At 36.8% G+C, this 19,017-nt stretch carries 16 protein-coding genes; 5 read left to right on the forward strand and 11 right to left on the reverse strand.

Going from position 1 to position 19,017, the window contains the following annotated elements; genetic code table 11:
- Positions 1-95 precede the first annotated feature (95 nt).
- The 4 genes from IPI65_00295 to gcvP form a co-directional block, all read right to left on the reverse strand.
- Positions 96-1,070, reverse strand: a complete 975-nt coding sequence (locus tag IPI65_00295; protein MBK7440001.1) for a deoxyhypusine synthase family protein — start codon at positions 1,068-1,070, stop codon at positions 96-98.
- 59 nt (positions 1,071-1,129) lie between these two features.
- A complete protein-coding gene (locus IPI65_00300) occupies positions 1,130-1,768 on the reverse strand; it encodes a hypothetical protein (protein MBK7440002.1) in 639 nt (212 codons plus the stop codon).
- Between the two features lie 138 nt (positions 1,769-1,906).
- On the reverse strand, positions 1,907-2,290 hold the full coding sequence (locus IPI65_00305; GenBank protein ID MBK7440003.1) for a nuclear transport factor 2 family protein: 384 nt from the start codon (positions 2,288-2,290) through the stop codon (positions 1,907-1,909).
- 84 nt (positions 2,291-2,374) lie between these two features.
- Positions 2,375-5,269, reverse strand: coding sequence for an aminomethyl-transferring glycine dehydrogenase (gene gcvP, locus IPI65_00310; protein ID MBK7440004.1), 2,895 nt, complete (start codon positions 5,267-5,269; stop codon positions 2,375-2,377).
- A 148-nt stretch (positions 5,270-5,417) separates the two neighbouring features.
- Between gcvP and IPI65_00315 the strand changes: the two genes are divergently transcribed.
- Positions 5,418-7,349: a flotillin family protein gene (locus IPI65_00315; GenBank protein ID MBK7440005.1), complete on the forward strand. Its 1,932-nt coding sequence runs from the start codon at positions 5,418-5,420 to the stop codon at positions 7,347-7,349.
- Between the two features lie 179 nt (positions 7,350-7,528).
- Here IPI65_00315 and IPI65_00320 read toward each other — a convergent pair whose 3' ends face one another.
- The 4 genes from IPI65_00320 to IPI65_00335 all read right to left on the reverse strand — a co-directional run bounded on the left by IPI65_00320 (position 7,529) and on the right by IPI65_00335 (position 13,859).
- Positions 7,529-9,985, reverse strand: a complete 2,457-nt coding sequence (locus tag IPI65_00320; GenBank protein ID MBK7440006.1) for a TonB-dependent receptor — start codon at positions 9,983-9,985, stop codon at positions 7,529-7,531.
- 43 nt (positions 9,986-10,028) lie between these two features.
- Complete coding sequence (locus tag IPI65_00325; GenBank protein ID MBK7440007.1) at positions 10,029-10,886, reverse strand: helix-turn-helix transcriptional regulator; 858 nt, start codon at positions 10,884-10,886, stop codon at positions 10,029-10,031.
- Between the two features lie 225 nt (positions 10,887-11,111).
- Complete coding sequence (locus tag IPI65_00330; protein ID MBK7440008.1) at positions 11,112-12,527, reverse strand: serine hydrolase; 1,416 nt, start codon at positions 12,525-12,527, stop codon at positions 11,112-11,114.
- A gap of 156 nt (positions 12,528-12,683) precedes the next feature.
- Positions 12,684-13,859, reverse strand: coding sequence for a T9SS type A sorting domain-containing protein (locus IPI65_00335; GenBank protein MBK7440009.1), 1,176 nt, complete (start codon positions 13,857-13,859; stop codon positions 12,684-12,686).
- Positions 13,860-14,046: 187 nt separating this feature from the next.
- Between IPI65_00335 and IPI65_00340 the strand changes: the two genes are divergently transcribed.
- Entirely contained in the window at positions 14,047-14,517 is a 471-nt protein-coding gene (locus IPI65_00340) for a hypothetical protein (protein MBK7440010.1), read from the forward strand.
- Between the two features lie 43 nt (positions 14,518-14,560).
- Here the strand turns inward: IPI65_00340 and IPI65_00345 are convergent, their stop codons facing one another.
- Positions 14,561-15,829 (reverse strand): hypothetical protein, encoded by a 1,269-nt coding sequence (locus IPI65_00345; protein MBK7440011.1) that lies wholly within the window; start codon positions 15,827-15,829, stop codon positions 14,561-14,563.
- A gap of 459 nt (positions 15,830-16,288) precedes the next feature.
- On the opposite strand from IPI65_00345, the gene IPI65_00350 reads away from it, so the two are divergent.
- From IPI65_00350 to IPI65_00360, 3 genes are all read left to right on the forward strand, one after another.
- Positions 16,289-16,798 (forward strand): T9SS type A sorting domain-containing protein, encoded by a 510-nt coding sequence (locus IPI65_00350; protein ID MBK7440012.1) that lies wholly within the window; start codon positions 16,289-16,291, stop codon positions 16,796-16,798.
- A 269-nt stretch (positions 16,799-17,067) separates the two neighbouring features.
- Entirely contained in the window at positions 17,068-17,307 is a 240-nt protein-coding gene (locus tag IPI65_00355) for a hypothetical protein (protein MBK7440013.1), read from the forward strand.
- A gap of 53 nt (positions 17,308-17,360) precedes the next feature.
- Positions 17,361-18,002 carry a carboxypeptidase-like regulatory domain-containing protein gene (locus IPI65_00360; GenBank protein MBK7440014.1) on the forward strand — a complete coding sequence of 214 codons (642 nt, stop codon included), beginning with the start codon at positions 17,361-17,363 and terminating at the stop codon, positions 18,000-18,002.
- Positions 18,003-18,016: 14 nt separating this feature from the next.
- Here the strand turns inward: IPI65_00360 and IPI65_00365 are convergent, their stop codons facing one another.
- Together IPI65_00365 and ruvX are read right to left on the reverse strand one after the other, a co-directional pair.
- A complete protein-coding gene (locus tag IPI65_00365) occupies positions 18,017-18,604 on the reverse strand; it encodes a peptide deformylase (GenBank protein ID MBK7440015.1) in 588 nt (195 codons plus the stop codon).
- A gap of 2 nt (positions 18,605-18,606) precedes the next feature.
- Positions 18,607-19,017, reverse strand: coding sequence for a Holliday junction resolvase RuvX (gene ruvX / locus IPI65_00370; GenBank protein ID MBK7440016.1), 411 nt, complete (start codon positions 19,015-19,017; stop codon positions 18,607-18,609).

The raw sequence follows: 19,017 nt of genomic DNA on the forward strand, positions 1-19,017 counted from the left end.
GTTTAATAATCATGCATTTACAAAAGGTGCAAATGCATGATAAATATTTACAACGCAAAAGTAGATACGTAATTCAACAAAAAAGTTGATAAAAATCACCAACCTAAAACCCAGGCAAAAATTAATGGCGCAACAATAGTCGCATCACTTTCTACAATAAACTTGGGCGTATGAATATCTAATTTACCCCAGGTAATTTTTTCGTTAGGCACAGCACCTGAATAACTACCATACGACGTTGTTGAATCGGAAATCTGACAGAAATATCCCCAAAACGGCACATCATGCCATTCTAAGTCCTGATACATCATAGGCACCACACAAATTGGAAAATCGCCGGCAATACCACCGCCAATTTGAAAAAATCCTACGCCTTTACCTGCAGAATTATTTCTATACCAATCGCTCAACCATACCATGTATTCAATACCACTTTTCATGGTGGAAGTTTTTAATTCGCCTTTAATACAATATGATGCGAAAATGTTACCCATTGTACTATCTTCCCAACCCGGAACCACAATCGGGATATTTTTTTCTGCAGCAGCAATCATCCACGAATTTTTCGCGTCAATTTCGTAATCTTCTTTCATTACGCCACTCAATAATAATTTATACATGTATTCATGCGGAAAATATCTTTCACCTGCAGCTTCTGCATCTTTCCAGATTTTTACAATATGGTGCTGTATTTTTCTGAATGCTTCTTCTTCAGGAATACAGGTATCGGTAACACGGTTTAATCCCTGCTCCAGCAATTCCCATTCCTGAGCAGGTGTTAAATCACGATAATTCGGCACGCGTTTATAATGTGAATGGGCAACCAGGTTCATTACATCTTCTTCAAGGTTTGCACCGGTACAACTAATAATATCAACCTTGCCTTGTCTGATCATCTCGGCAAAAGAAATGCCTAACTCGCCTGTACTCATAGCGCCGGCAAGGGTAACCATCATTTTGCCGCCTTCCAGTAAATGTTGTTCATATCCTTTGGCAGCATCAACCAGCGCCGCAGCATTAAAATGGCGATAATGATGTGCTATAAAATTCGAAATAGGTCCTTTGTTCATTGTTCGTTATTTTGAACTGCAAAGTAACGAAAAAAAACGGCAACCCTATGCTGTAGTGTTTATTCGAAATAATACAAAAGTCCCAGTCTGAAATAGAATCCGCTTTCCATGGAAGGATTTACACCGGTGTATGACCAATATTCAGAAGTACCAATGAACGGGATTTTATACATCATATCAAATTGCACACCTACAACATCGGTTGGCAAATACAATAATTTCAGCCCGCCAAAAGCATTAAAGGTTTGTCCGGAATAATTAAAGATAAAATCATCTCCATTATGTACGCATTTTTGTTCAACGGTTTGAAAAATAAATTCACCACCTCCGGTTACGCCTATCATAAAGTTATTATACGCTTCGCTTTCATACCAATATGTTCCACCTATGCCAAGGTTATACCAATTTACAATTTCGTCAATATTTTCGGGATCAGCAAAACTTGAGTTTCCAAAAAAATCACTGGTATAATGCGTTAGTTTTGGTAAACCGATTCCGGCATTTACATAAACATCGTAATTACTCATGAATTCATAATAACCTGCACTGAAAATTGCGCCGGGTAAAAACGCACTTTCTCCGTAATATGCATTTCCTTTTTGATACAAAACATTTATTTGACCTGTGGCGAATATCTGCGCATTTACGTGTTGCAGAAATAAAAAACTGATGCCGATTGCAAGTAATGTTGTTTTCATAGTGTTATTTTGAGTGTGAAAACAAAATTAATCTTTTGCAGGTATTTTACAAATCGACAACGTTTCTGTCACGCTGTATTATAAAATAAAAAAGGGGCGCTATTGCACCCCAAAACAAACAACCTGAAAATTTTAATGTTATGCGTTGTAATAAAATTTTTCTTCTATTATTTTACCATCCTTCCAGCGTTGAACAGAAACCTGTTTGTAATTTCTGTCGCCCCATTCACTATGTGTATAATCAAATTCCCACTCATTAATAGCAATGCCATCGCTGATTAACACATTATGTAATTTTGCTCCGCGAAATGCTGTGAGTTTACCTACAAATTCTTCTTCAAATTTGCGACATTCATCCTTTCCCGTACGAACCGGAAAATTATTGTCTTGCATAACTACGTCGTCAGCATAAAATGTTTCAAACGCTCCGAGAATATCTCCACCCAGAATGCGTGCGTTGAGCTCGTCAACCAATTGTTTTAAATTGTCCATGTTTTTTAATTTATATGTATACACATACATGTATATACAGGTTTTTGTTCACTAAAACATAAAAAAACCTGTTAAACGATAACATTTAACAGGTTTTTGATGTGATTTTAAGTTTTAAGCGGTCATGTAGCTCTCAACCGGCGGACAAGTACAAATCAAATTGCGATCGCCCTGGGTGTTGTTGATACGGCTTACACTTGGCCAGAATTTTCTGTCTTTCAAATAGCTAACCGGAAACACAGCTTCTCCCCTGCTATAAGCATGATTCCATTCTTCAGCCATAATATGGTTCAAAGTATGCGGTGCATTTTTTAATACATTATCTGCTTTATCTGCACTGCCATTTTCAATTGCTTCAATTTCTTTCCTGATACCACTTAAAGCTTCAATAAAACGATCCAGTTCTTCTTTACTTTCACTTTCAGTCGGTTCAATCATTAATGTTCCGGCTACTGGAAATGAAACAGTTGGTGCATGGAAACCGTAATCCATTAATCGTTTTGCTACATCTTCAACTTCTAAACCAATAGTATGTTTCCATTTTCTGAAATCAATAATAAATTCATGCGCTACTCTACCGGATTTACTTACATATAAAATGTCGTAAATTTTTTCCAGGTTACTTTTTAAGTAATTCGCATTTAATATTGCCATTTTTGTTGCATTGGTACAACCTTCACTACCCAGCATTTTAATATAAGCATAACTGATTAATAAAATACTTGCACTGCCAAACGGCGCAGCATTAATTGCTTTAATTGCATGTGAACCTCCTGTTAAAAATAATGGATGTCCCGGTAAAAACGGTGCGAGTTTTTCATTCACACAAATTGGTCCCATGCCCGGACCACCACCACCGTGCGGGATGGCAAATGTTTTATGTAAATTGAGGTGACAAACATCTGCACCAATTTTTGCAGGAGATGTTAAACCAACCTGTGCATTCATATTTGCACCATCCATGTATACCAAACCACCATGCTGATGAATAATATTACAAATCAGCATAATTGTTTCCTCAAACACACCATGTGTCGACGGATAAGTAACCATCAAACAAGCAAGGTCATTTTTATGTTCTTCTGCTTTTAATTTTAAATCTTCAATATCAATATGTCCTTCAGCATCACTTTTAACCACTATAACTTCCATACCTGCCATAACAGCACTTGCAGGATTTGTTCCATGTGCACTTGCAGGAATTAATACTTTATTGCGATTTGCCGAATTGTGATGAATATGATAAGCACGAATTACCATTAATCCGGCATACTCTCCCTGAGCGCCAGAATTTGGTTGTAAACTACAAGCATCAAAACGTGTAATTTCACATAAATCGCGCTCCAACTCTTTTATCATTTCAAGATATCCTTCAACCTGTTCAGCAGGAACAAATGGATGCACCATCGAAAATTCTGGCCATGAAACCGGAATTAATTCAGTAGCTGCATTTAATTTCATTGTGCAACTGCCTAATGGTATCATCGAAGTGGTTAATGATAAATCTTTATTTTCTAATCGTTTAATATAACGCATCATTTCACTTTCAGAATGATACGAATTAAATACAGGATGCGTTAAATAGGTTGATGTTCTGATTAAAGCAGTTGGGATAGATGATTGTAATGTTTCAATATCACTCACTTCTATTTTATGGCCATTTAATAACCCTTTTGCTTCGCCAAAAACTGCTGCAATATCTTTTATATCTTCTATCTCTGTACTTTCATCAATAGTAATTTGTATATCGCCATTTTTTTGGTAGAAGAAATTCATGTGATGCGCAATGGCATGTTGATGAATTATTCCACTTAAAGTGCCGGCTTTAACATTAATCGTATCAAAAAAAGATGTGTTCGATTGTTCAAAACCCATTTTGTTTAAGGTATCGTTTAACACTGATGTTAATCCATGCACCTTTTCGGCAATTTGTTTTATTCCCAGCGGACCATGATAAACACCATACATACCGGCCATTATAGCGAGTAATGCCTGTGCAGTACAAATATTGGAAGTTGCTTTTTCGCGACGAATATGTTGCTCACGTGTTTGTAATGCCATACGTAATGCAGGGTTATTATCACGGTCAACACTCACACCAATAATACGTCCCGGTATATCACGTTTAAATTCATCTTTAGTTGCAAAAAATGCAGCATGTGGTCCACCAAATCCCATTGGCACACCAAAACGTTGTGAATTTCCGACAGCACAATCTGCACCCATTTCGGCAGGTGAACGCAAAATAGCTAAAGCTAAAATATCAGCAGCTACGGTTACATAAATATGGTGCTGATGCGCTTCATTTATAAAATCAGTGTAGTCATATAATTGTCCGTTACCGGCAGGATATTGTAATAACACGCCAAAATAACTTTCATTTAATTGAGCATTAGTATGATTACCTACTACAACTTCAATTCCAAGAGGTTCTGCTTTGCTGATTAATAAATCGATTGTTTGCGGAAAACATAATTCGCTCACAAAAAATTTATTGGAGGTAATTTCTTTTTTGTTTTTGAGATGATAAAACATGATCATGGCTTCAGCTGCTGCCGTTCCTTCATCAAGCAGACTGGCATTGGCAATATCGAAACCGGTAAGGTCAGCAATCATGGTTTGGAAGTTCAGTAACGCTTCTAACCTACCTTGGGCAATTTCTGCCTGATAAGGTGTATACTGGGTATACCAACCCGGATTTTCGAAAATATTTCTGCGAATCACACTTGGCGTAAGTGTATTGTAATAACCTAAGCCAATATAGGTTCTGAAAATTTTGTTTTTAGCTGCCAGCGTTCGCAAGTGTTTAAAATAATTGTGCTCCGTCATAGGTGCACCAATATTAAGCGGACGTTTTAACCTGATGTTTTCAGGTACGGTTTGGTTGATAAGCGCATCAAGCGAATCGGCGCCGATACTACTCAGCATTGCGGTTACATCATGTTCGCGAGGGCCGATATGGCGTTGCTCAAATTGCTCGTTTGTGGAAGTACGAAGTTTCACTGGCATTGTTTTAAAAATTCCTGCAAAATTAAGTGTTCAGATAATGGTTTTTGCCTCAATAAAAAAAGATTTCACAGTTAATGCACAAATTTTAAAATAAGCGAATTAATTTGCCGTCTAATTAGGGTAATTCCTAACAATAAAAAATAAGCACATGGACTCAATTAATCATGAAACACTCACCTGGACCCTTTGGATTGTAGGCGTTCTGGTTTGTATTATCTTTTACAAATTTATTTTAAGGTTCTTTTTCGGGATGGTTATCGTTCCTGAAGACAGAATTGGTTTAGTCACCAAAAAGTTCGTTTTGTTCGGCAACAATAAGGAGTTGCCCGACGGTCACATCATTGCAACCAAGGGTGAAGCCGGTTACCAGGCACATTCTTTAGCTCCGGGATTATACTTCTGGAAATGGATTTGGCAGTATGAAATTACGATGCAGCCCTTTGTTATTGTGCCTACCGGCCAAATTGGTTTGGTGCTGGCAAATGATGGTAATGAACTCGAAACAGGGCGTATCCTTGCCCGCAAAGTGGAGTGCGATACCTTTCAGGATGCTTCAGCATTTATGAATGGTGGCGGTAGAAAGGGTCGTCAATCGGCATTAATACCTCCCGGTTCGTATCGTATCAATTCATTTTTGTTTGATGTAGAAATTGTTGACATGACCAACGTTCCTGAAAATGGTGTTGGTATTGTTACCACATTAGAAGGTCAGCCTTTGGATGAAGGCCAGATTGCAGGTAAAATTATCCCCGACCATAACCGATATCAGGATGCCGATACTTTCCTGAATAACAATGGTTATAAAGGTTTACAGGAACAGGTAATTCTTGCCGGTAGTTACTTCCTTAACCCATGGTTTGTGAGGGTAGAAATAGTTAAGATGACTGAAATTCCAATCGGTTATGTTGGTGTAGTAATCAGTTATGTTGGTGCTGATGGTATCGATTTAAGTGGCACTGAATTTAAACACGGTAATATTGTAGCGAAAGGTCAAAAAGGTGTTTGGGCAGAAGCTTTAGGACCCGGAAAATATCCGATTAACCCTTACATTATGAAAGTGGAGTTAGTACCTACCACAAACCTCGTTTTAAATTGGGCCTCTGCAAGAACTGAATCGCATATGCTGGATAAAAATCTCAGCACAATTACCGTTCGTTCGAAAGATGGTTTTACATTTAATTTAGATGTTTCACAAATTATTCATATTCCAACTTACGAAGCACCAAAAGTAATTGCACGATTCGGAAATATGGCCAACCTGGTAACGCAAGTGTTGGAACCTACCATTGGTAACTATTTCCGAAATTCAGCACAGGATGCCGACGTAATTGACTTCCTTAAATCGCGTAAAGAACGTCAGGAAAGTGCTAAACAACATATTGGTGAAGTGTTGGAGCAATACAACGTATTTGGTGTAGATACCTTAATTGGAGATATTATTCCACCTGAAACCTTGATGAAAACTCTCACCGACCGTAAGTTGGCTGAAGAACAAAAAGTAACTTACGATACACAAATGAAAGCGCAGGAAACACGCCGTACACTTGAAAAAGAAACCGCTGTGGCCGAAATGCAAAAAGAGTTGGTAAAAGCTGATCAGGGTGTTGTAATTGCTGAGAAAATTGCAGATGCCAGCGTTAAAAAAGCAACGGGTGATGCTAATGGAATCAGAATTCAGTCAACAGCAGAAGGTGAACGTTTGAGGATTCTTGCAACAGGTGAAGCAGAAAAAATCCGATTATTGGCAGAAGCGGATTCACAAAAAATTAAATTGATTGCCGATGCTGAAGCGGAACGTATTACCAAAACAGGTAATGCAGAAGCTGAAAAAATTCTCGCAATCGGTAAATCAAATGCTGAATCCTATAAATTATCGGTTGAAGCAATGGGTGGCGATAATTTCACCCAATTAAAAATTACAGAAAGCCTCGGTATGAATAAAGTAAAAGTAATACCTGAAGTACTGATTACCGGAGGAAATGATTCTCCAAACGGTCCAATCAGCGGATTACTCGGCCTTGAATTAATGAAAGAACTCGGTAAACGCATTCGCGAAGGCAGTCAGGATAAAGCTGAATAATTTCAGCTCCTGTATCGAAATAAGTGCAACCCCTGTGGTTGGTCTTGGGACCAAATCACAGGGGTTGTTTCGTATAATAAGCTTCGAAGTAAAGTAGTCCAATCAAAGCATAAATTCGCAGACAACCCCGAAATCGGCGCTAATTATGAAGTACAAACCTCAAAAGCCAAATCGAAGCCCTACTCCACCCGCGACTTCTCCTCAGGTGCTGTCGTACTCCGTGCCTGCATCCCTTCACCCTTATTAAAACGATAACTGAAGGATATATTAATTGTTCTGGTATCTAAATAACTGTACCAGCTTGCAGTTGAATTTCCTAACCCTTGTATATCACCACCCGGTTGGTTGGTGTAAAAAATATCATTTACACTTAATTTGATAGTTCCTTTTTTCTCCATAATTTTTTTGGAGACACCAACCCTGCTGGTCCACGAAGGAATTAATATAAATTGTCCGCTATACACTTTAGTCTGATAACTGCCGGATAATTCAAATGACCAGGTATCTTTTATCTGAAATTGATTTACAGGACCGATATACCAATGTGTACCATTATTAACTAAATTCTGGCCATACAATGTTGCAGAAAATTCATTGTGCATTAACTCTGAATAAAATTGAAGTGTCCACCAAGTTTTAATCGGTATCATTCCGTTAATTGAAATACCATAACTTAATTGATTACTGATATTGCCCGGTCTGCTGTAAAAAATACCATCGCGTTGTTCAATGGTTTCGTTAATCATATCGTTTACAATGCTCAATAATCCAGTGGTGGTAATCATGTTATTATACGTATGTGATAATTCGAAATTGTGCGAAAATGTTGGTTCCAAAAATGGATTGCCTTCATACAATGTAAATAAGTCCAGCGGATAAGTAAACGGATTTAAATCCTGATAATTCGGGCGATCAATTCGTCTGCCATATGAAAAACCCAAAATATGTTTCCCGATTGAGTCAACCTGATATTGTAAATATGCTGTTGGAAAAATATTATTTAAACTTCTGGTGAATGATGAATCCGGTGTAACAGCATTCCCAAGCTGGTTACCGGATAATTCGGTATTTTCAAATCGTAAACCTAATTGATACGAAAGTTTGTTTTTTGCATTACTGTAATTTACATAACCGGCATTAATATTTTCACGGTAAATAAAATGGTTTGAAAAAACATAATTGGGTGTTAATTCGCCATCAACTTCATCTTGAAAATCTGCAATATTATCTGCGTCAACTAAACTTGATTTAACACCTGCATCAAATCTTGCCCCATTTTTTAGCGGATGCATGTAATCAACTTTTGCACTTACAATAGATAAAATGGTTGGCAATGTACTTACCAAATTACTTTCTCCAACAAAAATATTACCCGGTAAATAACTTTTAGTAAGTAATTCCTGATCCATAGCAGAGTTATAAGCAAGGTAATCTGCCTGAAACGTGAGTTGTTTGCCGGTTGAGTCTAATTTAATATCATAATTCAAATTGATATTACCATTTTTAAAATTGCGAATTGATGGTGCATCCGTAATCACGACACTTTGTAAAGCACCCAATGAATCACGCACCTCAGCAGTATTATGTGAAGTATTACCTAGGTCTGAATTAAATCCACTCAGAACAATACCAAAAGTTGATTTATCATTTACATAAAAATCCATACCTAACTTTCCTGTCAGGCTTTTATTTTCAATTTTAATAAAGGTGTTTTGAAAAAATGTTGAACTTAAAGAAGCATCAGTATTATAATAGGCGCGATTAATATCTAAATCCTGAAATGTATTGTGCAAGGTATATCCTAAATTCGTATAAAAATTAAACCGGTTAATTCTATAATTAAAATTAGCACTATTATTACTTTTTGGATATCGGCCCTGCGTGTAGCCAACATTTATTCCACCGTTGATACCTGTTTTTTTGCTGCGTTTTAATCGGATATTAATTATGCCACCGGTTCCTGCTGCATCATATTTTGCAGGCGGATTAGTCATTATTTCTATACTTTCAATACTTTCAGCCGGCATCGAACGTAATAAACCTGCCAGGTCGGCTGATGATAAATATGTAGGTTTATCATCAATATAAACTGTTATGCCCCCTTTTCCTTTTAAGCTGATATCACCATTCATATCCACCCGAACGCCGGGCGATTTTTCCAGAACATCCAAAGCCGTAGAACCTGCATTTGAAATCAATGCATCCGGGTGAACGATAATTCTGTCGATTGCATATTCAACAAACGCTTTTGTTCCGACAATTTCTACCGATTCTAATGCAAGTTCTCCGGTGGTAGATAACATAACAGGTGGAATACTATAAATAGTATCGGTTGAATTCAAAACTATTTCCCGAGTGCGAAACAGTTGATATCCTAATGCATTAATAGTAATAAAATAATTCGAATTAGCAGCAGCCCAAAATGTATACACTCCCTCCTCAGCAGTGATTGCTGATTTTACAACAGCTGAATCTGTCGATTGGTACAAGGTAACCAAAACATCCGGTAAACCCTTACCTGTTGAATCCTGCACCGTTCCCGTTAATCTTGTTTCAACGTTCTGTCCAACAACATCGCTATTGCTTACCGTTAAGGAGAAAACAATTAAAGCAATTACAGCACAAATTTGTTTCATAGTAAATTTTTAGGCAAAGTAATAGCATTTTATTGCTAATTATTTATCCAATCCTGCTATTTCCCGGAGCAAGGCCAAATTGTTTTTTGAATGCTTTACTGAAGGCATGTACATCTGCAAAACCAGACTGGAAGGCAATTTCGGTTATAGATAAACTTTGAGTTTTTAATTTGGCGTATGCATACTGCAGCTTTCTTTCTAACACATACTGATAAGGCGTTGTCCCGAATGTTTGTTTAAACAACCGAAAAAAATGAAATTCAGATAAATTAGATATTGCAGCTATCTGACGAATGGATGGTGATTGAGCAAAATTTTCATCTATAAAAAACTTACCTTTCAGTAAACGACGATATAAATCCTTTTTGGTGCTATACTTAATTGCTTTTACATTTTGCAATTGTTTGCAAATGGGTATATGATCTACTACCAAATGTTCAGCAATCGTAAAAAACAAATCATCAGGCACCTCTCGGGGCTGGTCAGGGTTTTTAGATAAAATAGTACTCAGATTTAATAAATCTAATCCGGTCAGTGTATTTTTCGCAACATAGCAGTTTTCAAGAAATTCAGGTGCATTAAAAAACGTATTAAGCGCCATGTCTGCAAAGGGCGTATCCGGGCGAACAATACTGCCTACTGCTTCTGACAATAAATCGGGTGATAAGTCTATGCAAATTCCTTTAACAGGTATGTTATTATTAATCGTTATTGAACCTTCTGCAAATTGATTGGCTAATAAATAACTGCCGTCTGAAATTTCATATTTGTTGCCATTTACAGTGTATTCCTCTTTACCTGAAACTACATACTTAATGGCAAAACGCCTGAACGGTACTTTGTGTTGGAAATTATTAAGTATGGAATAATTTAAAATATTCGTATTCTGCGGTAAAGGCACCGACCCCGTCATTTTCCCCGTGCTAAAACTATACATCGTTTGCTGTTATCTGGTTGGCTGATTTTTTTTTAGTATTTGAAATTCCCGGATACAGGTTATCATTTCAAAATACGCTTTAGCCTTAAAGATAAAAGCATAAACAGTGTATTAAAACAGCATTAACAGATTTATTAAAACGTTAACTAAATTTAATACATAAAAAGAACAACGGTTAATTTTGCCATTTTAGGATAGTTTTAAAATAGTACTATTGTAAAGTATATTTTTTTCAGAATTTATCTCAATAAAATAAGTACCATCCTGCAAATTTAATGGCAAACTACAGTTGATTATTCCATTTGAAATAGCACTGCCACTTAACGTTTTTACCCAAACCAATTGACCATATAAATTACATAACTTTATTTCAAACGGTTTATTTTCGGGAGCTCCGGTTATCGCAATATTGAAATTTCCGGAAGTTGGATTAGGAAATACCTTGATATCAACTTTATTTACAACATCATCAACAGGCAGGGTGAGTTTCCAGTTTTCATAAGTTTGCAACAAAGCAATCGTAACAGGTTCTAAATCCCAGGAAATCACTTCTGCATCGTTATTTAATACGGTTATACTTAAATCTAAATCCGGTAAATACCACGAATTAGCAGAATACGATAAATCACCTCCGTGCCCGTATGCAGTGTATCCTTTAAATGTTTTTTTCATGAGTCCAAGTCCGTAAGTGCCTGAAATGCCCGGCGCAGTTACCGTTTCTTTCGCTTCATCCATAATTGCTGCATCAATTAAATCGCCTCTTAAATAAGTGCGCATCCAATGTGTAATATCGGTTGCATCTGAATAATATCCACCAGCCGCACCTGCAACGGAATTTAATGCCTTCCAATTATAATAGAAAAAATGTGCATCTTCAGTAACACCGTCACCGGTAATATCTAACCATACATGAGCAATTGGACCACTCAAAGTTTCGAACGAAGGAATACCCATGCTGCTTAATGCAAGCGGATCCAAAAAACGATTTCTTATTTCAACATAATAAGGATTACCTGTTGCGGCTTCTATAATCATCCCCAATAAAAAATAACCCGTATTACAATATGACCAAACAGCACCCGGTACATTGTAAGGCAGATTAATAAATGTTGCAATCACATCACTTGCCTGCCATACCGAATCTGTGTTGGCTAATAAAATTGGTTGCAATTCAGGGTTCGCGAGTACTTCATACAACCCACTTTGATGCCTTAATAATTGACGAATTGTAATATTGGTATCTATATAAATAATTGGTTCAAGCCATTTATTTATACTGTCATCTAATTGCAAAATACCTTCATCCACTAATTGTAAAATACATGCAGCGGTAAATGTTTTTGTTACACTACCAATTTCATATTTAAATTCAGGTGTAACTGCTACAGCCGCAGAAGAAATCCCCGCGGCATCAGCCCAAATGGTTTCATCATCAAATTGCATCGCAGCACTTAACGATTTATTCCCAATTACTTCCAACATACTATCCAAGGTTGCAGTTAATTTAATACGCAACGATTCAGGCACTTCTTGTGCTTTAACCTTGGCAGAAAAACATAGCAGTGAAAAAATAAATAAAACCGGTAAACAATTATTTTTAAGCATAGGTATAATTTATATAAAAGGTAAGGCAAAAATAAACCGCTTGTGCGTTGTAGCATTGTCAAATCCTGCTAATTGCCTGTTAAAAATGTTAAAGTCAGTATAAATTGGAAATACCAACTCATACTGACTTTATCAATATTTAGACGAAAAAATGTATTATTCTTTTACAAGCATTTTATTTACTTCGCTATTTTCATTTTTAATATTCAGCACATAAATGCCGGCCGGTAAAAAGTTGAAATCTGTATTAAGGGTTTTGCCGCTCCAAACAGTTTGGCCAACAGTATTTACCATATTAAATTGCACATCAAAATCTTGTAACCCGCTTACTTGAAGTGTATTGGAAAATGGGTTTGGTGAAACTTTAATAGTTTGTGCATTCAATTCGTTAATACCAATAATTATTATTTCAATATCAACACATGCAGAAGTATCAGCACAAATATCATCTGTAATAATTACCGCATAACTTCCTGTTGCTGTTGCAGTAAACGATTGTGCTGTTTCTCCTTCAATGATTTCGCCTGTTAGGCAATTCCACCATTGATAGTTAACGTCTGTAGCATTAGCAGTTATGGTAGTCTCATCTGTACTTGTTGAATTATCGATAGCACACCAGGTAATTCTGGCATATCCGGGCGCACCGTTTCCGGGACCACCACCATTACCATTTCCACCACCGCCGCCGGCACCATAATTTGCACCTGCCGCTGCTGGATCTGACACGCCACAAAAAGCATCAACAAAACCTGCACCCTTGCCACCGTTTCCGGCCGGCGCACCACCTGAAACCCCACCGTCACCACCGGGTGTTAAACAAATGCCAACCCAGGCAATTGTATTTCCGCCAACACCACCATTTCCATCAATACCCGCAGCTCCACCGCCGCCGCCGCCAAAGTAAGTGTAATATCCACCACCACCGGCACCACCTGTAAAGTTGGAAATGTTACCACCATTACCAAAACCGGCTGCACCGCCTCCTCCTATTTCGGGATTTGGAACAGATACACCGTTTTCGCCACCCGTAGCATATAGTAAATCTTCAACTATAGTTGTGCCTGAAACTGCACCTAAACCGGGAACACCAATTGCAACATCTAAAACTTCACCTGGCGTAACTGTAAAGTTTCCACTAGCATAGCCACCACCGCCACCACCGCCTGTTCCATTGTAACCACCATTTCCACCGGCACCTACAACTTCAACAATTATTTCGGAAACACCTGCTGGAACAGTAAAACTACCGGAAGTAGTAAATTCTTGAGTTCCGGACTGCGCTGTAGCTGCTAGCGATAAAAACAATAAACTTAAAGGAGTAAAAATTTTCATATTGCAGTTATTTTGAGATGTAAGGTAACAAATAATCAGGTTATTACTGTAAAGTTGATGCACACATTTAAAATTGAATGCATTTAAATTGAAATTGTTGCCTTATTTTATATTTCATTATTTTGAATAATTCTAAATAATTCTTATTTTAGATTTTAATTCAGGCGAATTATTAAATCACCCACTTATGAAACTACTCATTGGATTATTACTGTTATCGAATGTTGCAATGGCACAAATAAATAATATTGGCGACATCACTTTAAACAAACCTCAAATCACTGTTCCTTTCGCATTTTTTGCAGGCATGTGCGATGGCGTATCCCAAACTTTATATGCTCATTACAGTGCCTTCGAAAAACGTTTCCCCGAAGCGAATGACCAATATTGGAATCCTTATCAAAGCTGGACAAATAAATATGCGAATAACGACCCGAATATGGGCGAAAAATTTCCGGGTTCTACTACGGTTTTTGTTTTTACTACCGATGCCTATCATTTATTCCGTACAATAAATAAAGTAAATCTGGTCACCCTAGGCGCACTTGAATTTTCAGAAAGACGACCACTGCTCAATTATGCCATAGATTTTTTGTTATACTCTGCTGTTTATTCTGCAGGATTTACCTTAACGTATCAGGTATTTTTTAAGCCGTAGAAAAAGCTAATTGTCCGGGAAAAATATTTATTATCAAATAAAATTACTTCCGCCAATTGCCCGTTAATTTTTCGGATTTAGACTGCAGTGTTTCCAATTTCTTGCGCATCCAAAGGACATCAACAACCGGTTTGGTATTATTAAATTCATCAACAATATCCTGAATACTGTTTTTGGGATTTAATTTCCATTTATACATTTTAGAAGTAAGTTTTATCATATTGATATAACCCGTTTTCTGATATGCCGGAATCAAATTATTGCGTTTGATATACACCTTAAAAGCCTCCACCAGACTGAACAAAGCCTCGGTTTCTTCTAATTCAAAATAGGTTTTTAGGAGAAGTGATTTTGAGTCAAGATGGTAATAAAAATCTGTAAATTCCACTGAGCGCAATAGCGTCAACACCTCGTCATAGTTATTCTGGAAGAAATGATAATACGCCATATTAAACGTATAGGCATTTTGTCTGATTGCGGGGTCAAGATGTTCATTATATTTAGTAATGAAATTTTTAACCCATTCAAACTCATTTATCCGTAACCCGAGATAAACAATGTTTTTATAATCGAATTGCGATAAATAATTTTCTTTGAAAATGATTCTGTCCTTCAGCATCACTTTATACAAATCAAATAACTCCCGAATATATTCAACATCACCATGATTAATTTTACGAATACAATAATTTTTCGCATAAACATACATCTCAAAAATCTCTTCTTTCGAAAACAATTGATGATGTTCTTTTAATAAATCAAGTAAGTTGGTATAATGTAATTTATTTTCCGGCTCTGTTAGTGTAAGTATAATATTATAATAAATTTTTGCAGATGGCACATAGTCGAGCGGATTATGCCTGATATGATTCATTATTTCATCATAAAGGAATAATTTATAGTTTATGGCAACTACATTTTTATTATTGATAATTTCTGCACTATACCGCATTTTATTCAGGATATAATATTTATCCAGATTATCAACTACCTGCTGTAAATTGGTTTCATGTAAATGTTCGCGACGGTCAGACATAAACCGATAACGGTCTTCTTCAATCAGATATTCATAAAACGCATGACTAACATCCCTGCGCGGCTGGTCGTGCAGCGATTTTTCGGCAAGTTTTAAGGTATTGAGAAAAGCCTTATCTAATCGCCGTAACCGATAAGTGTATAACAACAGGTGATATTTAAAAATCTGCTCATCCGAAATCGCTTTATAGCACAAAAACTCCTCAATATGTTTAGTAAGGTCGGTCATCAAATACCGCAACTTCTGTTCATCATATTGTTCGTTGTTAAAAATCAACTTACAACAGGGTCCGCTCCAGATTCGGATGCTCGTATAACGGGTGCCAGGCCTTGATTACATCGAATGCCTGAATTATGGTTTGGTTTTTGTTAAAGAATGGGGAACGCAGGTACTCGTCAAATTGACGCACCTCCTGGGTGGTGAATGTTCTTAGGATTACAATGGATTTATTTTGAAACATCGAAAAAATCGCTTAAATTTAACAAACGATTTGTTGTAAACACCAAATCAACAAGTTTCGAAACCGATAGAATTGTAAAAATTGGACCGATATTTTATACTAAAGTGCTGATTATCAGCATTTTATATATTTGTTTATAAGTTAAAACTTTTTAGGTGTCCCGATAAAGACCTATATTTGTCTTTAAGAAGTGTGCGGTGGGATACATAATTTTAAAACTAATTAACGGATGAGTCCGTATAACGTAGAATAAGCAGACCTAAATTATTACCGCTATGAAGAAAATCATGTTCACCTTTTTATTGCTCGTAGTTGCAGGTGCAACTTATGCGCAAAGCAATGCCCGAGTGCGTTCTGAGGATACTAACCTACCGGAGATTGACAATTTGAGCGGCTTAAAACCAGATGAAACTGACCTGATTCCTTCAAGTACCGTGGCTACCGTTTCTTCAACAAGTACGGCAACCGGAACTACGGGAACAAGCGATAACTACTATCCATCTAAAGATTTTGATAACGGCGCAGTTGTAAACGATAAAGCTGTTAGCACATTAGAAGCTACCGAAGTTTATCCAAACCCTGCTACCAACTATATTACTGTATCAACAGAAGTTGAAACCGGAACTATTCGGATTCTCAATTTGTTAGGTCAGGAAATGTCAAGCCACGAAATAAGCAGTAAGCTTACCGGCATCGACATTACAGCTTTGGGTGAAGGTATTTACTTTGTAAGTATCGAATCCGGCACAATGAAAATTACTAAGAAAATTAAGGTCTTATATTGATTTTTAGGGGTTAAATCAAACAAAAGCCTCTCCGACAGCCGGAGGGGTTTTTTGTTTTTAGATAGTCCCCCAAACTTCAGGCTTTCCGATAAGGGTGGTTTTTTGTCATTTATTCTTCATTTAACATTTCCTTAATTTCAATAAAATCAAGGCTTTCAGCAGAAACACCCCCTTTTTAAACGTTAAAATGGCATTGATAACCCATCCGATTTTGTACTTGGCACGGGCTGATAACGACTGTAATTTGGCATCATAAATCAATTACAGCTATGAAAAAGTTAACCGGAACACTTATTATTTCAGCAGTGCTCATTGCACATGTCGGAATTACAATAGCAACTGAAGAATCCTATATTTTTTCAACTGCAGATTATGAATTATCAGCTCAACCTGCTGCCTCAACTCCTGCTACCTATGTTTCGCTGCCAATTGGAAATTCAGCAACCGGAGCAACCGCTATGTCGCCAAAAGGTATGTTTTCTGCCGATGATGCCTTTTTTACGTTTTAATTTACAATTAACTGCAAATCCCCTCATCCTACTTCTTTGATATAAACGTATCTTTGAGTTACGTTTATTCAGGCATGCGCAAAGTCATTTTTATAATATTATTTTTAATTTGTAATTGGGTCACTGCCCAAGTTGCAGACAGTGTTATCCAATTTTCAGGAATTGTTATGACAAGCGATAGCCTCATGGCTATTCCTAACGCAAATATTAAAGCATTTCCAAGTAAAGCTGTAACCAGCGGTAATTATAATGGCTTTTTCTCGTTTGTTGCTTCCAAAGGTGATACCATTCAATTTAGTGCAGTCGGATATAAAGATGCTACATATATCATCCCTTCCGATTTAACGGAATCTATTTACTCAGTTATTCAATTGATGACCAGAGATACTATTTATCTTACGGAAACCATCATTTATCCATGGCCATCTAAAGAAGAATTTAAAGATGCATTTTTAGCATTAAATATTCCGGATGATTACTACGAAACTGCACGCAAAAATCTTGAGCGTGAACGTTTAAAAGAAATTGGTGAACAAATGGGCATGGATGCTGATATGAATGCCGATTATCAAACCAAAGCTATGGCGCAAAAAATATATTATGCCGGACAATATCCGCCAATGCGCATTTTCGATGTTTTTGCCTGGAAAGAGTTTATTGAAGCCTGGCAGCGTGGTGATTACAAAAAAGATTAAACTACAAGCCGTAATTATTTAGGTAAAAATTTCATTCTGTATTTAACGGCAATATTTCCTTTACTGATATTATCGAGTTTCTTTTTAATTAAACTTCTTTTTAAAGGTGTCATGTGATCGGTAAGTAAAACACCTTCCAGATGATCATATTCATGCTGAATAATGCGCGCATTCATCTCACTGAAGTCTTCAGTATACTCAACAAAATTTTCATCCTGATAACGTAAACGAACTGTTTCGTTTCTCGATATTTTTACTCGCACATCAGGAATACTCAAACATCCTTCTTCATAAACCCAGGGCTCACCCGATTCGGAAATTATTTGTGGGTTGATAAAAACTTTTTTTATGCCTTTGGTTAAACGCACTTTATCTTCTTCATCATCATCTTCATCTTCATCGTCTTTTAGTTGTTCACTGTCAATCACAAACAAACGAATATCTAATCCAATTTGTGGAGCAGCCAAACCCACGCCACGGCCATTGTACATTGTTTCCCACATATTGGCAATCAACTCTTTCAAACCGGGATAATCAGCTCCTATAGGTTCTGAAACCTTTTTTAATACCGGATTGCCATAGGCTACAATAGGTAAAATCATAATTATAAATTTTGTAAATATTCTTGCAAAAAAATTGTTGCACTAATTTGATCTAATAATTTTTTATCTCTGCGTTGTTTCTTTTTTACACCGCTGGCAACCAGTGTTTGCATTGCCATTTTACTGGTATAAGTTTCATCCCATTTTTCAACGGGTATGCTTGGAAAATGTTTATTTAATTCAATAATAAATTTTTCGACATAGGGTGTTGCATGTGTCGGATTTCCCCGTAAATCGGTTGGGTATCCAATTAAAAATTTTTCTACAGGCTCTGCTAACACATAAGCTTTTAAAAACTCAATGGTTTTTTTTGTTTCAACTGTGGTGAGTGCTGTGGCAATAATTTTTAAGGGATCGGTTACTGCGATACCTACACGTTTTGCTCCATAATCAATGCCAACTATTCGTCCCAT

The sequence above is a fragment of the Bacteroidota bacterium genome, assembly GCA_016706255.1.
Classification (GTDB): Bacteria; Bacteroidota; Bacteroidia; order Chitinophagales; family BACL12; genus UBA7236.

Bases quoted from the DNA above. Each gene is read 5' to 3' on its own strand.
- IPI65_00295 (MBK7440001.1), bottom strand. From the start codon at position 1,070: ATGAACAAAGGACCTATTTCGAATTTTATAGCACATCATTATCGCCAT.
- IPI65_00300 (MBK7440002.1), bottom strand. From the start codon at position 1,768: ATGAAAACAACATTACTTGCAATCGGCATCAGTTTTTTATTTCTGCAA.
- IPI65_00305 (MBK7440003.1), bottom strand. From the start codon at position 2,290: ATGTATGTGTATACATATAAATTAAAAAACATGGACAATTTAAAACAA.
- gcvP (MBK7440004.1), bottom strand. From the start codon at position 5,269: ATGCCAGTGAAACTTCGTACTTCCACAAACGAGCAATTTGAGCAACGC.
- IPI65_00315 (MBK7440005.1), top strand. From the start codon at position 5,418: ATGGACTCAATTAATCATGAAACACTCACCTGGACCCTTTGGATTGTA.
- IPI65_00320 (MBK7440006.1), bottom strand. From the start codon at position 9,985: ATGAAACAAATTTGTGCTGTAATTGCTTTAATTGTTTTCTCCTTAACG.
- IPI65_00330 (MBK7440008.1), bottom strand. From the start codon at position 12,527: ATGCTTAAAAATAATTGTTTACCGGTTTTATTTATTTTTTCACTGCTA.
- IPI65_00335 (MBK7440009.1), bottom strand. From the start codon at position 13,859: ATGAAAATTTTTACTCCTTTAAGTTTATTGTTTTTATCGCTAGCAGCT.
- IPI65_00340 (MBK7440010.1), top strand. From the start codon at position 14,047: ATGAAACTACTCATTGGATTATTACTGTTATCGAATGTTGCAATGGCA.
- IPI65_00350 (MBK7440012.1), top strand. From the start codon at position 16,289: ATGAAGAAAATCATGTTCACCTTTTTATTGCTCGTAGTTGCAGGTGCA.
- IPI65_00355 (MBK7440013.1), top strand. From the start codon at position 17,068: ATGAAAAAGTTAACCGGAACACTTATTATTTCAGCAGTGCTCATTGCA.
- IPI65_00365 (MBK7440015.1), bottom strand. From the start codon at position 18,604: ATGATTTTACCTATTGTAGCCTATGGCAATCCGGTATTAAAAAAGGTT.
- ruvX (MBK7440016.1), bottom strand. From the start codon at position 19,017: ATGGGACGAATAGTTGGCATTGATTATGGAGCAAAACGTGTAGGTATC.